Origin of the sequence: Winogradskyella damuponensis, assembly GCF_039538385.1 — a bacterium.
In the GTDB taxonomy this organism is placed as follows: domain Bacteria; phylum Bacteroidota; class Bacteroidia; order Flavobacteriales; family Flavobacteriaceae; genus Winogradskyella; species Winogradskyella damuponensis.
In genome coordinates this window covers 37960-55211 of sequence record NZ_BAABCB010000015.1, presented here as the reverse complement: position 1 = coordinate 55211, position 17252 = coordinate 37960, and the positions used below count along the sequence as shown (strand labels likewise).

Here is a 17252-nt window from a genome sequence, read left to right as displayed (position 1 = left end):
AGATTTCTATATTCAACTGCAAAAGACCAAAATTTATCATTCTACTTTTACTATTCGGTTTGGATGGATAAATTAATCGTTTAATTCTGCATTAAGTTCACGATTTTCAATTCAAACCTTTACACTTAATTTCTGAATTTTCTTTCAGAGTATTGTCCTAAAAAATACGCAATCAAGATAGGAACTATTGAAAAAGCAATATATTTTTCTAGAATTCCGTATTCCGATAACAAGATCAATAGTGCAGTTGCTAATATTATAAAAACGATATCAAATGTTCTTTTTCTCATCTTAATATTTTTTTTAATTGAGTTTCACAATGAATGCCAGCGTGTTTGTTAATGTTTAGTTATTTTATTTAGCTAAAGTATATTTTATTAATTCATTTTTTTCATGGTCAACTAAAGATAAACTTCCGTTATTTCCATAAATGTATGTCCAACCAAAAGGTTCATTTTCTATCCTATAAATTTTTGATTCTTCTTTAGTTTCAATCAATTCGAGTTTTTCTATTCGTTTGTACTTTTTTATGTATAGATTATTATCTGACATTTTTACAAATGAAAATTCTCCTTTATCCTTTTGATTTTTGAACGATTGAAGATACCAACTATTTAAAACGGCAACTTCATTTAATTTACGCAATTTATTTTGATTTTGATATGACTTTAAAAGTTCATCAACAATATGGTCTCTTTTTATTTTGCTCAATTTATTTAAGAGCTCTGAATACTTTAGTTCTTGATTGATTAATGAATAGTTATAAAATGTAAGCGATACACTTTCTAGTTGATATGCGGGATATTTTCCACCAAAACTATCAATAGCACCTCCAATTTCCGCGCATTTTTCAATTATTGGCCAATATGCAATTTGGCATTGTCCTATATAATTATGAGAAAGATTAAGTACTGTTAACAAACCACTATAACCATTTGGTTTATATTCATTTAATCTATGAATATCAAACATTAAAGCCGTTTTAATCATATTTGAAATAGATATACTATCTGCGATTCTTAAATCGGTTGTATTGACCAAAACTTCTTGATCAATGTGATAAAGTTTATTCCAATATGCTTCTAATTCATTTGCCGACTTTAAATTTTCAACCTCTGTTCGGTATTCTTCAATTGGAATTTGAGAAAAACTCAACCCCACTGAAAACAATAGTATTAACAGGATCGTAATATTTTTTTTCATAATAAATGCAAATTATTTATGTCTGGTTAATGCATGGTTAAGTACCCCATTTAGCAACTACAAAGCCAATAGAAAAAGTGTTTTAAAGTTACTATTGGTTCTTGATAATTATTTGTAACGTGTTTATTAGTTGCGTGATTTTGCAACTAATGTAATAAACAAAAATGAGCACGAGAAAATTCGGATATACTAACTCGTGAATACACTAAATTCTTACATGAGAAATTATTGTATATAGGCTTCCTTTTTTTCAATTTAACATTATTCTAAATACAAGTCTTGTAAATATAAAAAAAAGCACCTACAAAACTGTAAGTGCTTTTTTTATAATATAATAGTAATCTATTAATTTACATCTGGAAGATGACTATAGATTTTTCCATATTTTAACATTTGCTCTGCGAATGTTTTTGGTTGCGTAATTTTAATCGCTGTAATTTCACCGTCTTTGTCCATTACTGGCTCTAAAACAGGGTTAACAAAACCACTGTAAGGAGGCGAAGGAAACTGCTTGTTACGCTCAATAACTTCTTTATGAATATTTTGATCTACTTTTACTCCGTAACCTTCAACTAAAGCTTCAACAGCCTCGTAATCGCCTTCAGATTTAATACGTTGAGTTTCTCTTAATAATTGTCCAAAAAGATCATGTAATTTTTCATAATCATTAATATTAAAATAGGTTTTTCCATCTCTTGTAATTTTCTCAATCACATTATCTGCTTTTCCTTTTTCGTAAGCCCAAGCAGAAACCCACTGTCTGTTTCTCATGTGTGCTTCTTCTACATCATCACCGAGATTTAAACGAATTAACTGCGTCATTAATCCATTTCTAATATAACCATCAAAGGCAGCCTTACCTACTTTTTCCCAATCGTCAACTAAACCAAGTTCTTGTAATTTAGAATCGTATAAATAGTACAAACCAACTAAATCTGCACGTCCTTCTTCTAAAGTAGATGCATATGTTTTTAGTGTTTCTTTAGTTTCACCTACACCAGGATTTAATTGTCCAGAAGCATGACCAATTACTTCGTGCAATGCCGTGTGTAATTTATCTGCTAATTGTCCGTATTCTTCTTCTAATTGAATCTCTTCTTCATCGTTTGCAAATTCTCTCAATCGTCCAGAACCACCTGCGTTATTATAGGCATGAATAATATTTCCAAGAGATACTGATTTACTTCCTACAGCAGCTCTAATCCAATTGGCATTTGGTAAATTAACTCCAATTGGAGTACTTGGCGATGCATCTCCAGCTTCACCAGCTACGTTAACAACTTTATAAGTTACACCAACAACATTATCTTTTTTATGAGCATCCATTAAAGGTGAGTTATCTTCAAACCACTGTGCATTTTCAGAAAGCACAGCCATTTTTTTAGACATATCAAAATCATTAATCTGAACAATACTCTCATAAGACCCTCTGTAACCTATTGGATCGTTATAGACTTCAATAAAACTATTGATGTAATCAATATTACCTTTAGTTGCTTTTGTCCATGCAACGTTATAATCGTCCCAAGTTTGTAAATCACCTGTCATATAATACTTTATTAATAAATCTAAAGCATGACCTTGTTCTTCATTTTCTGCAACTTCTCTTGCTTTTCCTAACCAGTTAATTATTTGAGCAATAGCAGAGCCATATAAACCATCTAAATGATACACACGCTCTTTTAAGACTCCGTCTTCCTTTACCAATTGAGAATTTAAACCATAAGATAATGGCTTATCAGGATCAGGTGATGTTTTGTCTTTGTAGAAATTAAGAACATCCGCGTTTGTAACATCTGGACCATAAAAATTTACTGCAGATGCCAATACATTATCAACGCCTTTTGCTTGATTCACTTTCTTAGCATCCTTATCGTTAAAAATGACATCAAACACGTCTTCAGCAAGCTCTGTTTTTGTTGCTTTAAACAATTCTCTTAAATCTTCTCTAGAGAAATCTGGCTTTATTTTATCGTTAGAATAGTGATGGTGAATTCCATTACTAAACCATACACGCTTTAAATAAATAGTAAAATTTTTCCATGTATCAGATGTTTTATCACCTGAATATTTGGTATAAACATTTTCTAAAGCACGTCTAATTTTAAGGTTGTGTCTGTAATTCTGATCCCACATTATATCTCTACCAGCAAGACCTGCTTCTGTTAAATAGTAAACTAACTTTTGCTCCTTTAAACTCAAGTTATCCCAACCTGGTATTTGGTAACGTAATATTTTAATATCGGCAAACTCTTCTACATTAAAACTGAAGTCTGTTTTAGCTGTTTCTACAGTTTCAGTTGGTTCTTCCTTTACATCATTCTTACATGCCACAATTAATAAGGCAAAAAGACAAATTTTAAATAGTGATTTTAAATTCATATTTGTTAGTTTTTAGTTCTACACAAATGTAACATATATATCACATATCATAAAATGACTATCTTTGAAAAACAACACCATTTAATCCCTAAAAATGAAAATCTTAAAATACATACTATTACTACTATTAATACTTATCATCGGGTTATCAATTTATGTTGCTGTACAACCAAATTCCTTTGAAGTTACACGAAGTAGAACCATAAATGCACCACAATCTGTAGTGTATGATAATGTTATTGATTTTAAAAATTGGGAATCTTGGTCTGCTTGGGTTGAAGCAAAACCTGATATTATAATTACATTAGGAGAAAAGACTAAAGGTATTGGCGGTACTTTCCAATGGAATGATGACAATGACATAGGAAACATGACTACAACTGATACAAAACCCAATACAACGATTACACAAGAAATGCAATTTGGCGAATTTCCAAAATCTGATGTTACTTGGAAATTTGAACCTAACGAAGATGGCTCAACAGAGGTAACCTGGACTATTTCTGGAAAAGATTTACCTTTTGGTTTTAAAATGTTTTCTGCATTTACAGGTGGTATGGAAAAACAAATTGGTCCTGATTATGAAAGAGGTTTAGAAAAACTAGACAGTGTAATACAGGCCGAAATGAAAGTATATAGCATAAAGGTTGAAGGCATTACACAACACAGTGGAGGTTACTATTTATATAACACAACATCTTGTAAGTTTGGTGATTTTAAAAAAAACATGACAACTATGCTACCAAAAGTTGGTGCCTATGCTATAACGCACAATATCACTATGGCTGGTCCTCCTTTTGTTTTATATCATAAATGGGATGAAGAGAATGATGCTGTTATTTTTTCTTGTGCTGTACCTACCAATTCTAAAATTGTTTCTGATGATCCTGATATTTTAACAGGAAAACTAGAATCTTTTAGAACTGTAAAAACCGTTTTAAAGGGTAATTATTCTAACCTAAAAGAAGCATGGGAAACGACCATGACTTATATTGCCGATAATAATTTAGAAATGGTTGATGGCGGATCGATGCTTGAAACCTATATCACAGATCCAATGTATGAACTAAACCCTTCAAAATGGATTACTGAAATCTATATAGAAATTAAGTAGATTGATTTAAAAATGAAAAAAAAAACTAACAACTAACGATTAAACTAAAATTTGAAACAGCTAATTCTCGTATTTCTAGGTGGTGGTTTTGGTAGCGTCCTCCGTTTTATTATTGGTAAATGGCTTAATAACTCTAATACAGGAATTCCTTATGGCACATTTGCAGCTAATATTATAGGGAGTTTATTAATAGGAATTATTCTTGGTATGGCCGCTAAAAACGAAACCTTATCTCAAAGCCAGACCTTACTTTTAGCTACTGGTTTTTGTGGTGGTTTTACAACCTTTTCTACCTTTGCATATGAAAACCATGTGTTTTTAAAATCTGGTGATTTTATGAGTTTTGCTATTTATACGGTTGCTAGTTTTGTTATAGGCTTTTTAGCTGTTTTTTTAGGACTCTTTTTAGTAAAATAAACCTCTTAAAAGTTACTGAGATTGATAGAGGTCTTTTTAGAATTACACAACCAAATATTTTAACCCCCTAAAACCATAACAATAAAAAAACGGATATTAATTTTTTCGATAAAATCCCTTTTCCTTAAAACTCTCCACTTCTTTTAATATTGAAATAAAAACAGCATCATCAATATCTTCTAGCGTTTTATAACGTAATGATTTTACAACTTTTCGCTTTTCTGTTATCAGATAAGCATCCCATTTTTTAGATAAGTGTGCAGAGTGCCAAAACCCAACATCTACATAATCTTTACTTCTATTTAGATAACACATTGGTCGTTTTTCAATGTAATAACACGGCATTCTCCATTTGTATAATAAATCTGCTTCTGGCAAAGTGTGTGCTATTAAAACCTGTAAATGCAAAAAAATAGATTTGTATGGTTCTGGTTGTTTAAGGATGTGCACTTCTGCTGGATTCATTTATTGTTAATTTAAGTTATTAATCATTATTCTATTAAAAAAGTCGCGTTCACCATCCCACTTATCTAACGTTGCTAATCCTAACAAAAATCCACCAGAAATATTGGCTATCGCTAAAAGTAATTCAATCATATTGCTTTAATATTTTAACTGATAAGTCATAAATTTAGTCAAATCTCTAAAATAAATTTGTTGAAATCGAATATTTCACTTTACTTTGTATTTCAAAGTACTTTAATTATGAGTGACAAAGATTATTTAAAAGATATCAGTGAAATTAAAAATTTGATGAATAAATCATCTCGTTTTATTTCATTAAGTGGCTTGTCTGGAATCTTAGCTGGCATTTACGCGCTCATTGGTGCTGCACTCACCTATTATATAGTAACAACTTATAGTTACGGAACACTTATATTAGATGGTTGGGTTTTTAGAACTGTGATGCTCATCTTATTCTTAGTTGCATTTTTTAGTGTCACAACAGGAATTTTTCTAACAACAAGAAAAGCAAAAAAGAATGACGAGAAAATATGGGATAACTCTTCTAAGCGATTACTCTTTAACTTTTTAATTCCATTAGTTGCTGGCGGACTTTATATACTCATTATTTTAAGTCAAGGAAAATATGGCCAAACAGGTGGCTTAATGCTTATTTTTTATGGTTTAGCTTTAATAAATGCTTCAAAATATAGCATTGGTGATATTAAATACTTAGGATTTATTCAAATAATTTTAGGTCTTATTGCAGCGCTGTATCCAGGATTTGGATTTTGGTTATGGGTTATTGGTTTTGGTATTATGCACATTATTTATGGCACTTGGATGCATTTTAAATATGACGTAAAATGAAACTAAAAAACGTTTGGGTTTACATCTTAAGCATTTTACTTTTGTTTTCGTGCCGTTCTAATGAAGGAAAATTTATGATTACAAATAAGAGTAACTTTAATATAGATTCCTTAAGTATTTTACCCGATTCTAAACAGCAGTTAATCCGTTTAGGCAAAAGCAAAACGATTGATTTTTTCACAAAAATGAATAAGGTAACTTCTGATGGTAGTTATGTCATATCATTTAAAAATTCTGAAAACAACACCATCATTTCTAAACGTTTTGGATACTATACAAATGGGTATCAAATTGAAGACGTTATTAATATTACAGTTTTAAATGACACTATTATGATTAATAGTAAATTTGACACCCCTTATGAAATTAAATAAATTCCTGTTTTTACAGGAAACAAGATGAGTATAATAACAAACATAAATAAACTTTTTGATCATAGGATAAGACTTGGTATTATGTCTGTTCTTATGGTAAACGAGTTTGCCGATTTTAATATGCTGAAAGAATTGCTTGGTGCTACAGATGGTAATTTGGCAAGCCATACCAAAGCTTTAGAAAAAGCAGACTATATTTTAGTAGAAAAACAATTTATTGGCCGAAAACCAAACACAAGATATAGTGTTACTAAACTCGGAAAAGCAGAATTTAAAAAACATATTGAAGCCCTAGAAAAATTAATACACAAAACATAATATATAGACTACGCTCAGTATGTCTCCTTTTTTTTAACTATTCACTTTGAAAAACAAAGTACTTTATAATATAACAAATTAAATACACACAACATGGAAAATCCTGAACACCCAAACACTGAGAATCAAAAACCCATACACCAACCTAACAAGTTTGGTCAATGGTTAAAAACCTCAATCACAGCAAGAATGCTAATGGTTGGTACTTTAATTCTCGTATTGCTTATTCCCTTAACCTACGTTAATTTACTCATTGAAGAACGCTCTTACAGACAACAAGATGTTGTACAAGAGATTAATCAAAAATGGGGAAATGAGGTGATGATGTATGGTCCTATTTTAAAACTACCCTATAAAACCTATTCAGAAACTTCAACCTTTAACGAAAAAACAAAGACCTATTTAAAGGAAACCAAAACACACATTAATTACGCTTATATATTTCCAGAAAAACTAGATATTGATGCTTCAGTGAAATCAAAAACCTTGCATTTAGGTAATTTTGAATCTGCTGTTTTTACTTCTAACATGATAATAGAAGGCAATTACAAGCAACCAAGCCTTAAAGATAAAGGCATTAAAAATGAGGATGTCATTTGGGAAAAAGCTTCAATTTTATTTAGAACAACCAACTTAAAAGGTATTAAAAATGAAATGGCAATAAACATAGACGGCACTCCTTATCTTTTTGAAACTAACTATAATGACAATACATCAGGCAACCAATTAGATGAATTAGAAACAGGATTTATAAACGAAGCGCTATTAAAAACCAATTTTAAGTTTAACATGAAAGTAACTTATGATGGTAGTGAACAAATACAAGCCATTCCTGTTGGGAAAACAACAACTATGCAAATGACATCAAACTGGGCAGATCCTGGATTTATAGGCAACTATTCTCCTAATGATGAAACCAGAAGCATAACAAAAGAAGGCTTTAAAGTAGACTGGAAAGTGTTATCTATAAACAGAGCGTTTTCACAAAAATACTTAAAGAAAGTTCCTAGTTTAAAACCGTTTGCTTTTGGTACTAAATTCGTGGTTTTAGTAGATGAATATCAAAAAAGTGAGCGTTCTGCTAAATATGGATTCTTAGTTATTGGGCTCACATTCTTAATATTTTTCTTAATTCAAACCATGAGTAAAATCCATATTCATCCATTTCAATATTTAATGATTGGTTTGGCTTTGGTAATGTTTTACACCTTATTAGTTTCAATCTCAGAACATAGTAATTTCTTAAAAGCATATTTAATAGCTGGTGTATCTGTGGTATTACTTATAACACTTTATTCTAAATCTATACTTAGAAATTTTAAATTTTCGGCATTAATTGGCTTATCACTGACTGCTTTGTATTCATTTATTTACGTCATTATTCAACTTGAAAACTACGCCTTATTAGTTGGCAGTATTGGATTGTTCTTAATCTTAGCAACGGTAATGTTTGTCTCTCGTAAAATTGATTGGAATAACGGATAATTAGTTAGTGTGATGATCCTCGCTCCGCTTCTATCCCAAAGGAATGAGCGAGGTTTTTTAAGAGAAAATGTATGAAAACTTTATATCATATTATTAATACAGCCAAACTCATTGGTTTAATCAGTTTTGTGCTTGGCACTTGTTTATTGGTTTCGTTTTTACTATTTCCAAATACAAACTCAATAGTTATTACCGGCTTGTATTATGTTGGCTATGCCACAATAACCAATGCTATTATGTTTCTGATATTAATAATTACAGCATTTGTGTACTGGACTTACAGAAGCCTAGTTTTTAGAACGTGTGGTTTGTTACTCTTAAATATTCCTATTGCCATTTGTTATTTTTTTATAGTCATTAAATAAACATTTAATATGTACCTACAATTCAATAAAAACTATTTAGTATTAGCACACAGTCTTTTTCTCGTAGAATTAGCTATTGCCTTTATCGTTAAAACCGGATTTATTCGCTATACATTTGGCGATTATCTATGTGTTATTTTATTATATGCAATTATTAGAGGATGTACCAATCTGAAAATTTGGGTTTCGGCATTAGTCGTCCTCTTAATTGCTTATCTCGTAGAATTCCTTCAGCTTACCCCATTCTTAACCTACTTTAATTTACAAGACAGTTTTACAGCTAAACTTATTTTTGGAAGCACATTTCAGGTCACAGATTTGGTCGCTTATACTCTAGGAATCATTACTGTTTTAATATTTGAAATTTACATTTCAAAAGGAGGTATAGAAAAAAAAGACAAAATTAATTATTAGCATGTTAATTTAGAAGATAACAACCTAATAATGAATACTTAAAATCCTATAAATAACCATTAACAATCTCTATTCTTATCCTGAATTTTCCTTACAATTTTAGTCGTTCTATTTCGAGTTAAAACTCGTGGCAGAAAAGATAAAAACTTATTAAACACACCAGGAATTGCTATGACCTTACCTTTTTGCATTGCTTTGTAGCCATAAAGAGCAACTTCTTTTGCGCAGGCCATATTAAAAGCTATTTTATTTTCTGCAGCATCTTCAGATACAGTACTTTGAAATGCTGTTTTTGTTGGACCAGGACATAATGCTGTCACTGTCACTCCTGTGCCCTTTAATTCGTTAGAAATAGCTTCAGAAAAAGATAAAATATAAGCTTTTGAAGCATAGTATAAAGCCATTAATGGACCAGGTTGAAATGCGGCTAAAGACGATAAGTTTAAAATTTTACCCGAACCACGTTCAACCATGCCTGGTAAAATTAACTTTATTAAATGCGTTGTTGTTAAAATATGAAGATGCAGCATTTGCGATCCTCGCTCCCAATCTGTCTCGTAAAAAGTACCAAACAAACCAAAACCTGCATTGTTTATAATAACATCTATGTTAAGCGTATTGAGATCGTCATAAATCTCTTGAGCAATATTTATAACACTCAAATCCTTTACCATTACGATAATTTGAGTTGGATACTCTTTTAAAATATTAGCTTTTGCCGCTTCTAATTTTGCTGAATCTATATCAATTAAAACCAGATGGTAACCATCCTTAGCTAACAAAAGTGCTAACTCAAACCCTAAACCTGAAGCTGCTCCTGTTACTAAAGCTGTTTTAATATTATTGTTTCCCATCAATATAATCCTGTAGATAGCTAAAACGTTTTGTTAACTTACCGTTTTCTGTGATTTTTGCGCGTTTTAAAACTTCGTTTTTATCATTATTAAAAAATGCAGGAATCACATGTTCTAAAAAGGTAGTACCAAAACCTTCACTGGCATCTTTTGGTAATTCGCAAGGTAAATTATCTACAGCCATAACTGTAATGGCATCTTTTGCATCAAAATCTACTTCGACTTCTTTTTGAGGATCGTAACCATAAAAAGGGTCTGCTATTGTTGATGGTCTAATAGTACTTGCTACAGGGCCATCAATATCACAAGATATATCTGCCACTAAATTTATTCTAAAATCAGGATGTTTGGCGTCTTCTCTTGTAAATAAATAAGGTGCATTATTACCATAAAAATGACCTGCTATAAAAAAGTCAGTTTCCTTAGCATAAGGCATAAAATTACTCTCGTAACCTAAAGGGTCTTTATAAAACTTGTACTTATCTCCTACTTTACCATCTTTTCGTTTGGCATACTCCATAACATCGGCCATAACATAAACAGGCTCTGTAAACTGAGACGTTAAATACAAGGCGTCGCTAACTTCTTTAATACCTAAATGATCTAAAATCTCTTTTGCTCCGTAAGCCACTTTCCCTGTTCCTGTAAGTAATATTTTGATATTAGGAAGTGTAATTTTATCTAACTCTGCTTTTACAGCATCTAAATCGGCAAGTGTTTCTACTTTTGGTAAATTGAATAAATTATCTCTCAATCCTAAAGCTCTAAAACCATTGTAAGCTCCAACTAAACCTGCATAGCGACCAAAACCTATAAGTCTTGCTCCACTCTTCTTCACTATAGTTTCATGATCAAACATTTCAATATTCTTCTCTAGCATAGCAACTAGAAGCTTTCTATTGTAAGGTTGTTTTTTTATGGTATGTGAAAAATAAAAGTATTTCTTATTTGGAATTAGATCTTCTATTGGCACTTCTTTTACACCAATCATTACATCGGCATGCGACACATCTTCTAATACTTCAAAACCTAACTTTCTGTATGCCTCATCAGGAAAAACACGAATATCTGAAGATTCTATTATAAAATTAGCTTCAGGAAATTGAGTTCTAGCTTCGGCTAAAGTTTCAGGAGAAAAGACAACTCGTCTGTCTGGTGGATTTTTACGTTCTTTTATGATAGCAAATGTCATAGATAAATTTTAAAATTGAGATAGTTCTACATTAAATATTGCCAGTATTTATATTACAAATACATTATTAATTTCTTTAAATAGACTCAAAGAAATTCAATAATTCCAGCATTTAATTTTGAAAATATTTTCACGAAAATAAGCGGATTTGCATGTTTTCGCAAACATTCTTTGGTTAAAAATATTTACATGCCTTAAGGTCCGCAACAGCATTCATTAAATATTACAGGCTTCTGGTTTACGGTACTTTAATTATTGTTTTTTTACAAACGCTGTTCAAATAACTTATTACCAGAACTATCGTTGTAAATAAAACCACGATTAATACAGTTAAGCTTTAGTTTTAAGCAACGCTTTTTCATAAAATGTAAGTCTAATTCCAAAGAGTAATACAATACCTCCAATTACCATTTGTAAGGACACTTGTTCATCTAGTAGCCACCAAGCTAAAATGGAAGCCAATACAGCTTGTCCTAACAAACTTACAGAAACTCTTGTTGCGCGCATGTGCTTTGTTGCAAAACTAATAAGTAGCCATGCTAACAACTGACACACCACGCCTTGAACCACTAATACCAACCACCCAGCATCTGAGAATCCCGTAAACGGTTCATTAAAAACATAACTAAGTACACCTAAGGCTATAGTAGAAGATAATAGGCTAATCATCATAAAGGTCATGACCTCCATTTCTTCTAAAATAGTTTTACTTAATAGCATATAAACAGCATAGAGCATTCCTGACAAGACACCAAAAATAAAAGCGATATTAAAATCAAAATTGAGAAACAAATCAAATCCTACTAAAAGCACCATACCTATAATGGCCACAACGGTACCCATCCAAAAATTCTGTTTTGGTTTATCTTTTAGAAATAAAAAAGCTCCAACACCTACCCAGACTGGAGACAAATTAGTCAGCAAAGTTGCTTGTGTGGCTGTTGATTGCTGAATCGCAATATTCCAAACACCAACATCTAAACCAAATACAACTCCACAAATCATAGAAAACCCTAATGCTTTTTTAGACGTTACCTTAAACTGTTTTGTTATAAGAACGTAAGGCACAATAAAAAGAGAGGCTATGGCCATTCTATAAAATGCTGAAACAAGTCCTGGTGTAAGATTTAGCTTCACCAATATTGGAAATATTGAAATACAAATAATGCCAATCGCAAGTGCTATTCTTGGTTTTGTCATGTGTTGTTGAATTAGTAAATTGAAGTCGGCAAAAATAAGCTTTAAAACAACTATTTCTTAAGATTCTATACCCAATTTATAATGTTAAAACACCTATAGAATTTAGAGAGGTAAACGTAATAAATTTTATTGATGGATTATGTGACTAAAATTCTTTTTTCACTTTAGAAAAACACTTCCTTCTGATACCTAAAGATTAAAATATATATACTGACACTATTTCTGCAAATACATATAAAACAAGATTGGTATAGCTTTTGCATTAGTATTTTTAGTAATTTTGCAGCCCTTGAACTTATACTATAGGTTTCTTGGATTAGTGCGTTAGGGATGGAAGCGGCATCCTTTTGCTTTTTTGAGCAAAAGATATAGCGGACAGCCCGACCTGAAAAGGTAACGCCCAAAATATTATTATCATTTATGGATGGATGAGTTCCTGAAGCAAGTTTAGGATTAATTCAATGACGTAAATTAAAAATTTACTATTTCATTATGGGGTCGACTGGTTTTGACAGCGAGATTAATTAGATGGTAAGCACGTGGTGTAATGGCATTGAAACACCTAAAAGGCTAGACCAAATTTTAAACGGCGAGAATAACTACGCTTTAGCTGCATAATCTGAATTATAGTAAGATTCGTGCTCATTCCTACTAGGTAGGAAGGCTAAATGTCTCCAGAAAGCCTTGGTTAATGGCGTTCTTTTTTGAGGCATCGTAAAAATTAACTAAGATTAGGTAGCGCTTTGATGCCTTTTCGAGATTAAAAAGCTAAGTTGTAAGTGGGTTGTCTTTAACCAGCTTGCAATCGAAAACCCAAGAAAAGAATAAACGTGTAGAAAGCCCTTTGGTTACTTGTTTGGACGAGAGTTCGATTCTCTCCGACTCCACAATTTAAAAGCCTTAATCATTTAACCCAAATGATTTAAGGCTTTTTTTTGGTTTTAGTATCTTTAAAAACCATAAAAAAAAGGAATACCTATTTCGTTACATCACAAAAGTGAGGTGATTAAAAACAAATCGTATTATCCTTCATTTATAAAAAATGATAGTAAAGATCACTTTATTCGACTATTAAAACAATGTAAATTTGTAATATGAAAGAAAAGCTGTTACTCGATGTAGAAATATATGTTGCAGAGCTGTTAAATAAACAGCTAGCTTCAACAAACTATTACCACAACGCTATTCATACTAGAAACGTTGTCACTAGTATTACAGAATTAACCAACAGAGAACAATGCACAGAACAAGAGACTTTAGCCTTATTATTGGCGGGTTGGTTTCATGATACGGGTTATATTTATACAGATATTGGTCATGAAGAAGAAAGCGTTAAGATTGCACGTTCTTATCTAAAGGAACAAGATGTTCCTGAAGAACTGCTAGACCAAGTTGAACAGTTAATTCTAGCAACAAAAACGGATCTTAATCCTAACAACAAACTCGAATCTATTATTAAAGATGCCGATTGTGGGCATATTGCTTCTGATGACTATTTAGATATTTCGGAAAATTTACTAAAAGAGATAAATGCTAAAAATGACCATACACTTTCTGATATAGAATGGATGGAACAGAACATCGCCTTTCTTAAAAACCATTCGTTTTATTCCGATTCTGCTAAACAAATTTGGCAACCTAAAAAGGAGCTTAATGTATTAGAAATTCAAAAAAAGTTACATAAACTAACTGCTAAGGAGAATAAAAAAGATAAAAACACAAGGTTTGGAAGAGGTGTTGAAACGATGTATCGTGTGCAATTAAAAAATCATATAGAATTAAGTGCTATTGCAGATACCAAAGCCAACATACTACTATCTGTAAACGCAATAATTATTTCTGTAGCCTTATCTAACTTAATTCCTAAACTAGACAATCCTTCCAATTTATTTTTAGTGTATCCTACCTTAATCTTAATGCTTTTTAGTGTTGCCTCTGTAGTCTTATCTGTATTGTCTACACGTCCTAAAATATCTAATGTAGCCATTACAAAAGCGATGATTAAGGAGAAAAAAACCAATATTCTATTTTTTGGAAATTTTCATAAAATGAATTTGCAAGATTTTGAATGGGGAATCGACTATTTAATGGATAATGAAGAAACGTTATACAATTCACTTACAAAAGATTTGTATTATTTAGGCTTGGTGCTAAATAGAAAATATAAATTATTACGTATCACCTATACCGTTTTCATGTTCGGAATTATTATCTCGGCAGCAGCATTTATTTATAGTTATTATATAAACATGCCTGTATAATATTAATTTAAACGCTATGAAAAACAAAACTACAGGACCTTTTAAAGTAAATATATCTTTACGCTTATTAAGGGATAAATTTATAGACTTATTAGACTCTAATAATGTTTCGGTGCAAATACAAGCGAAGCAAGCTTTAAAATTATTTGATAAACATCCTATTTTATCTACTGGAACAAATACTACAGAAGATTTTCTGAAGCATAAGCCTATCATAGACCAGTTGATGTCTTATATTTTCCCCTCAGCCTTAACGGATAATGAGATTAAAGCAGCGGTTACTCCGTATGCTAGTGATGTTTTTTACTGTAGTTCAAGATTAGAAAGCATTATTAAAAATGCAGAAGCAAGCGAAAATGTATTTAATGAACTGTATAAGGATTATGAAGACTCTTTCGATTTGCTTACTTATGCTATTATATTGAATATCCATTACAAATTCAATGTCGATTTTGAACGACCAAAAACCTTATCTATTACAGACAAAAATGGTGACAGAAAGCGTTATCGTGTGGCTTTTAATGCCGACTTCCTAGACATCTACCCTAACGAAAATGCCATTGAAATTACAGAAGAAATTTTAGATGAATTATTAAGCAACGCTAGTGATATTGAGATTTGGAAAAAATACTTCCCAAAAGATTCATGGACTATTGAAGGCTTTGGCATAGTAAACCTTATAGACACCTCGTTAGACGAACGCATTGATGATTTTAAAACCCATTTAATACAACCTAATAACGAAAGTTTTCAATATTTAATTGAAGACATTAGACGCATATTTAACAATCCAGATTTGCAACTTGGAAGCTACAGTGTAGAGCACGACAAGATTATCTCTCCTTTTGATAGGAATTTTAATATGCTAACACTAGTACCAGATGAAGATGTAAGCATTAATGAATACGCCTGCGAACATGTTAACTGTCATCTATTTAAAGATTGTAAACCAATTATTATTTCCAACGTAGAAACATATCATAAAAGAACTAAAGGCAATAGGCTAAGTAGTACGTTATTAAAAAAAGGTTTAAAAAGTGTAGCCCTCATTCCTGTTCCTATTAATGGTGAATTAGGTTTTATTATAGAGTTAGCAGCATTTAAGCCCAACCAGCTTAATGCCATTAATATGGTAAAGTTAGATACCATTTTACCTTTTATTTTAAGTTACTCTAAACGTACGTTTTCAGAACATCAAAATGAAATCAGTGCCATTATACAACAAGAATGTACAGCTATCCATCCCTCTGTACAATGGCGTTTTGAAGAAGAAGCTAACAAATACATACAAGAACGAAACTTTGGAGAGAATCCGGTTTTTCAAGAAATTGTATTTAAAGATGTCATTCCTCTTTTTGGACAAATAGACGTGGTTGGTTCATCAAATGCACGAAACGAAGCCATTAGAATAGACCTAACAAGACAATTAGAAAAAAGTAAAGACATCCTTAAAAATAGGATTAAAATAAATTTACCATTTTACGAACAGTTAATTTTTCAAATTGACAATTATTTAGCGGAATTAAAAGACAATTTTCACACCAATTCAGAACAAGAAATTAATATCTTTTTCGAAAAACAACTCTTTCCTTTATTCGAACATTTTCAGAAAAATTCTAAAGGCATTGAAGATGTCGAAGAATTTCTTAAAACAATTGACAAAACAACAAGTAGTTTATATGACGCTAGAAAAGCCTATGATATTACTATTGAAAAAGGAAACAAAACCCTGTCTTCATTTTTAGACCAACAACAACTAAAAGCTCAAGAGATATTTCCACATTATTTTGAAAAATTCAAAACAGATGGCATTGAGCATAATTTATATATCGGACAATCTATCTCTAAGCATTTAAACTATCATCCCACTGTATTGTACAACTTACGTTTATGGCAATTACAAGTGACTTGCGAAATGGAAGCGATGTACTACGAAAAACAAAAAGAATTCCCTTTACAATTAGAAGTGGCATCCTTAATTCTTGCTTATGATATCCCGATTACTATTCGCTATCGCATAGATGAAAAACAATTTGATGTTGATGGAGCGTATAATGTACGTTACGAAATGATTAAAAAGCGTATAGACAAAGCCCACATTAAAAATACAAACGAGCGTTTAACACAACCACATAAACTTTCTGTTGTGTATTCTAGTAATGCCATGGAGAAAGAATATTTAGCTTATTTCCAATTTCTACAAGCCAAAAATTATATTGGAACTAATATTGAAATTGTAGAATTAGAAGAGCTTCAAGGAGCTAGTGGCATAAAAGCAATTAGAGTAGACATTAACAGAAAGCTAAAAAAAGTATCGGATATTTTTACAATAGAAGATTTACAGGCCGTATAAGAAGAA

Annotated in this window: 17 protein-coding genes and 1 other RNA gene; 11 read left to right on the top strand and 7 right to left on the bottom strand. The window is 31.3% G+C overall.

The window, feature by feature from the left end:
* Positions 1-354 precede the first annotated feature (354 nt).
* Together ABD730_RS06065 and ABD730_RS06060 are read right to left on the bottom strand one after the other, a co-directional pair.
* Entirely contained in the window at positions 355-1203 is an 849-nt protein-coding gene (locus tag ABD730_RS06065; protein ID WP_344713300.1) for a hypothetical protein, read from the bottom strand.
* Between the two features lie 345 nt (positions 1204-1548).
* Complete coding sequence (locus ABD730_RS06060) at positions 1549-3585, bottom strand: dipeptidyl-peptidase 3 family protein (RefSeq protein ID WP_334466971.1); 2037 nt, start codon at positions 3583-3585, stop codon at positions 1549-1551.
* A 94-nt stretch (positions 3586-3679) separates the two neighbouring features.
* On the opposite strand from ABD730_RS06060, the gene ABD730_RS06055 reads away from it, so the two are divergent.
* The gene (locus tag ABD730_RS06055; RefSeq protein WP_344713298.1) at positions 3680-4699 is read left to right on the top strand and encodes an SRPBCC family protein; all 1020 of its coding nucleotides are present in this window, start codon (positions 3680-3682) and stop codon (positions 4697-4699) included.
* 51 nt (positions 4700-4750) lie between these two features.
* The gene (gene crcB, locus ABD730_RS06050; RefSeq protein ID WP_334466969.1) at positions 4751-5116 is read left to right on the top strand and encodes a fluoride efflux transporter CrcB; all 366 of its coding nucleotides are present in this window, start codon (positions 4751-4753) and stop codon (positions 5114-5116) included.
* 96 nt (positions 5117-5212) lie between these two features.
* On the opposite strand, the gene ABD730_RS06045 is transcribed toward crcB, so the two are convergent.
* Together ABD730_RS06045 and ABD730_RS06040 are read right to left on the bottom strand one after the other, a co-directional pair.
* A complete protein-coding gene (locus ABD730_RS06045; protein WP_334466968.1) occupies positions 5213-5581 on the bottom strand; it encodes a DUF1801 domain-containing protein in 369 nt (122 codons plus the stop codon).
* 6 nt (positions 5582-5587) lie between these two features.
* Entirely contained in the window at positions 5588-5713 is a 126-nt protein-coding gene (locus tag ABD730_RS06040) for a hypothetical protein (protein WP_334466967.1), read from the bottom strand.
* Positions 5714-5821: 108 nt separating this feature from the next.
* Between ABD730_RS06040 and ABD730_RS06035 the strand changes: the two genes are divergently transcribed.
* From ABD730_RS06035 to ABD730_RS06010, 6 genes are all read left to right on the top strand, one after another.
* Positions 5822-6430: a hypothetical protein gene (locus ABD730_RS06035; RefSeq protein ID WP_344713295.1), complete on the top strand. Its 609-nt coding sequence runs from the start codon at positions 5822-5824 to the stop codon at positions 6428-6430.
* Positions 6427-6804 (top strand): hypothetical protein, encoded by a 378-nt coding sequence (locus ABD730_RS06030; protein WP_334466963.1) that lies wholly within the window; start codon positions 6427-6429, stop codon positions 6802-6804. The genes ABD730_RS06035 and ABD730_RS06030 overlap by 4 nt, the downstream gene beginning before the upstream one ends.
* Before the next feature lie 24 nt (positions 6805-6828).
* Positions 6829-7122, top strand: coding sequence for a winged helix-turn-helix domain-containing protein (locus ABD730_RS06025; RefSeq protein WP_215925491.1), 294 nt, complete (start codon positions 6829-6831; stop codon positions 7120-7122).
* A 93-nt stretch (positions 7123-7215) separates the two neighbouring features.
* The gene (creD, locus tag ABD730_RS06020; protein WP_334466961.1) at positions 7216-8607 is read left to right on the top strand and encodes a cell envelope integrity protein CreD; all 1392 of its coding nucleotides are present in this window, start codon (positions 7216-7218) and stop codon (positions 8605-8607) included.
* Between the two features lie 71 nt (positions 8608-8678).
* Positions 8679-8972: a hypothetical protein gene (locus ABD730_RS06015; RefSeq protein WP_334466960.1), complete on the top strand. Its 294-nt coding sequence runs from the start codon at positions 8679-8681 to the stop codon at positions 8970-8972.
* 9 nt (positions 8973-8981) lie between these two features.
* Positions 8982-9386 carry a ribosomal maturation YjgA family protein gene (locus tag ABD730_RS06010; RefSeq protein WP_344713292.1) on the top strand — a complete coding sequence of 135 codons (405 nt, stop codon included), beginning with the start codon at positions 8982-8984 and terminating at the stop codon, positions 9384-9386.
* A gap of 59 nt (positions 9387-9445) precedes the next feature.
* Here the strand turns inward: ABD730_RS06010 and ABD730_RS06005 are convergent, their stop codons facing one another.
* From ABD730_RS06005 to ABD730_RS05995, 3 genes are all read right to left on the bottom strand, one after another.
* Positions 9446-10240: an SDR family NAD(P)-dependent oxidoreductase gene (locus ABD730_RS06005; protein WP_344713290.1), complete on the bottom strand. Its 795-nt coding sequence runs from the start codon at positions 10238-10240 to the stop codon at positions 9446-9448.
* Positions 10227-11432 (bottom strand): NAD(P)-dependent oxidoreductase, encoded by a 1206-nt coding sequence (locus ABD730_RS06000; RefSeq protein WP_344713288.1) that lies wholly within the window; start codon positions 11430-11432, stop codon positions 10227-10229. Before ABD730_RS06000 ends, ABD730_RS06005 begins: the two co-directional genes overlap by 14 nt.
* A 330-nt stretch (positions 11433-11762) precedes the next feature.
* The gene (locus ABD730_RS05995; RefSeq protein WP_334466950.1) at positions 11763-12632 is read right to left on the bottom strand and encodes a DMT family transporter; all 870 of its coding nucleotides are present in this window, start codon (positions 12630-12632) and stop codon (positions 11763-11765) included.
* A 494-nt stretch (positions 12633-13126) separates the two neighbouring features.
* Here ABD730_RS05995 and ssrA point away from each other — a divergent pair.
* The 3 genes from ssrA to ABD730_RS05980 all read left to right on the top strand — a co-directional run bounded on the left by ssrA (position 13127) and on the right by ABD730_RS05980 (position 17246).
* Positions 13127-13522: a transfer-messenger RNA gene (ssrA, locus tag ABD730_RS05990) on the top strand.
* A gap of 204 nt (positions 13523-13726) precedes the next feature.
* Positions 13727-14893, top strand: a complete 1167-nt coding sequence (locus ABD730_RS05985) for a Pycsar system effector family protein (RefSeq protein WP_334466948.1) — start codon at positions 13727-13729, stop codon at positions 14891-14893.
* A 16-nt stretch (positions 14894-14909) separates the two neighbouring features.
* On the top strand, positions 14910-17246 hold the full coding sequence (locus tag ABD730_RS05980) for a hypothetical protein (protein ID WP_344713285.1): 2337 nt from the start codon (positions 14910-14912) through the stop codon (positions 17244-17246).
* The last annotated feature ends 6 nt before the right edge of the window (positions 17247-17252 follow it).

Excerpts from the sequence above, each read along its gene's own strand:
- ABD730_RS06005 (WP_344713290.1), bottom strand. The coding sequence starts at position 10,240 with ATGGGAAACAATAATATTAAAACAGCTTTAGTAACAGGAGCAGCTTCA.
- ABD730_RS06040 (WP_334466967.1), bottom strand. The coding sequence starts at position 5,713 with ATGATTGAATTACTTTTAGCGATAGCCAATATTTCTGGTGGATTTTTG.
- ABD730_RS06025 (WP_215925491.1), top strand. The coding sequence starts at position 6,829 with ATGAGTATAATAACAAACATAAATAAACTTTTTGATCATAGGATAAGA.
- ABD730_RS06045 (WP_334466968.1), bottom strand. The coding sequence starts at position 5,581 with ATGAATCCAGCAGAAGTGCACATCCTTAAACAACCAGAACCATACAAA.
- ABD730_RS06035 (WP_344713295.1), top strand. The coding sequence starts at position 5,822 with ATGAGTGACAAAGATTATTTAAAAGATATCAGTGAAATTAAAAATTTG.
- ABD730_RS06065 (WP_344713300.1), bottom strand. The coding sequence starts at position 1,203 with ATGAAAAAAAATATTACGATCCTGTTAATACTATTGTTTTCAGTGGGG.
- ABD730_RS05980 (WP_344713285.1), top strand. The coding sequence starts at position 14,910 with ATGAAAAACAAAACTACAGGACCTTTTAAAGTAAATATATCTTTACGC.
- ABD730_RS06030 (WP_334466963.1), top strand. The coding sequence starts at position 6,427 with ATGAAACTAAAAAACGTTTGGGTTTACATCTTAAGCATTTTACTTTTG.
- ABD730_RS06055 (WP_344713298.1), top strand. The coding sequence starts at position 3,680 with ATGAAAATCTTAAAATACATACTATTACTACTATTAATACTTATCATC.
- creD (WP_334466961.1), top strand. The coding sequence starts at position 7,216 with ATGGAAAATCCTGAACACCCAAACACTGAGAATCAAAAACCCATACAC.
- ABD730_RS05995 (WP_334466950.1), bottom strand. The coding sequence starts at position 12,632 with ATGACAAAACCAAGAATAGCACTTGCGATTGGCATTATTTGTATTTCA.
- ABD730_RS06000 (WP_344713288.1), bottom strand. The coding sequence starts at position 11,432 with ATGACATTTGCTATCATAAAAGAACGTAAAAATCCACCAGACAGACGA.
- ABD730_RS06010 (WP_344713292.1), top strand. The coding sequence starts at position 8,982 with ATGTACCTACAATTCAATAAAAACTATTTAGTATTAGCACACAGTCTT.
- ABD730_RS06015 (WP_334466960.1), top strand. The coding sequence starts at position 8,679 with ATGAAAACTTTATATCATATTATTAATACAGCCAAACTCATTGGTTTA.
- ABD730_RS05985 (WP_334466948.1), top strand. The coding sequence starts at position 13,727 with ATGAAAGAAAAGCTGTTACTCGATGTAGAAATATATGTTGCAGAGCTG.
- ABD730_RS06060 (WP_334466971.1), bottom strand. The coding sequence starts at position 3,585 with ATGAATTTAAAATCACTATTTAAAATTTGTCTTTTTGCCTTATTAATT.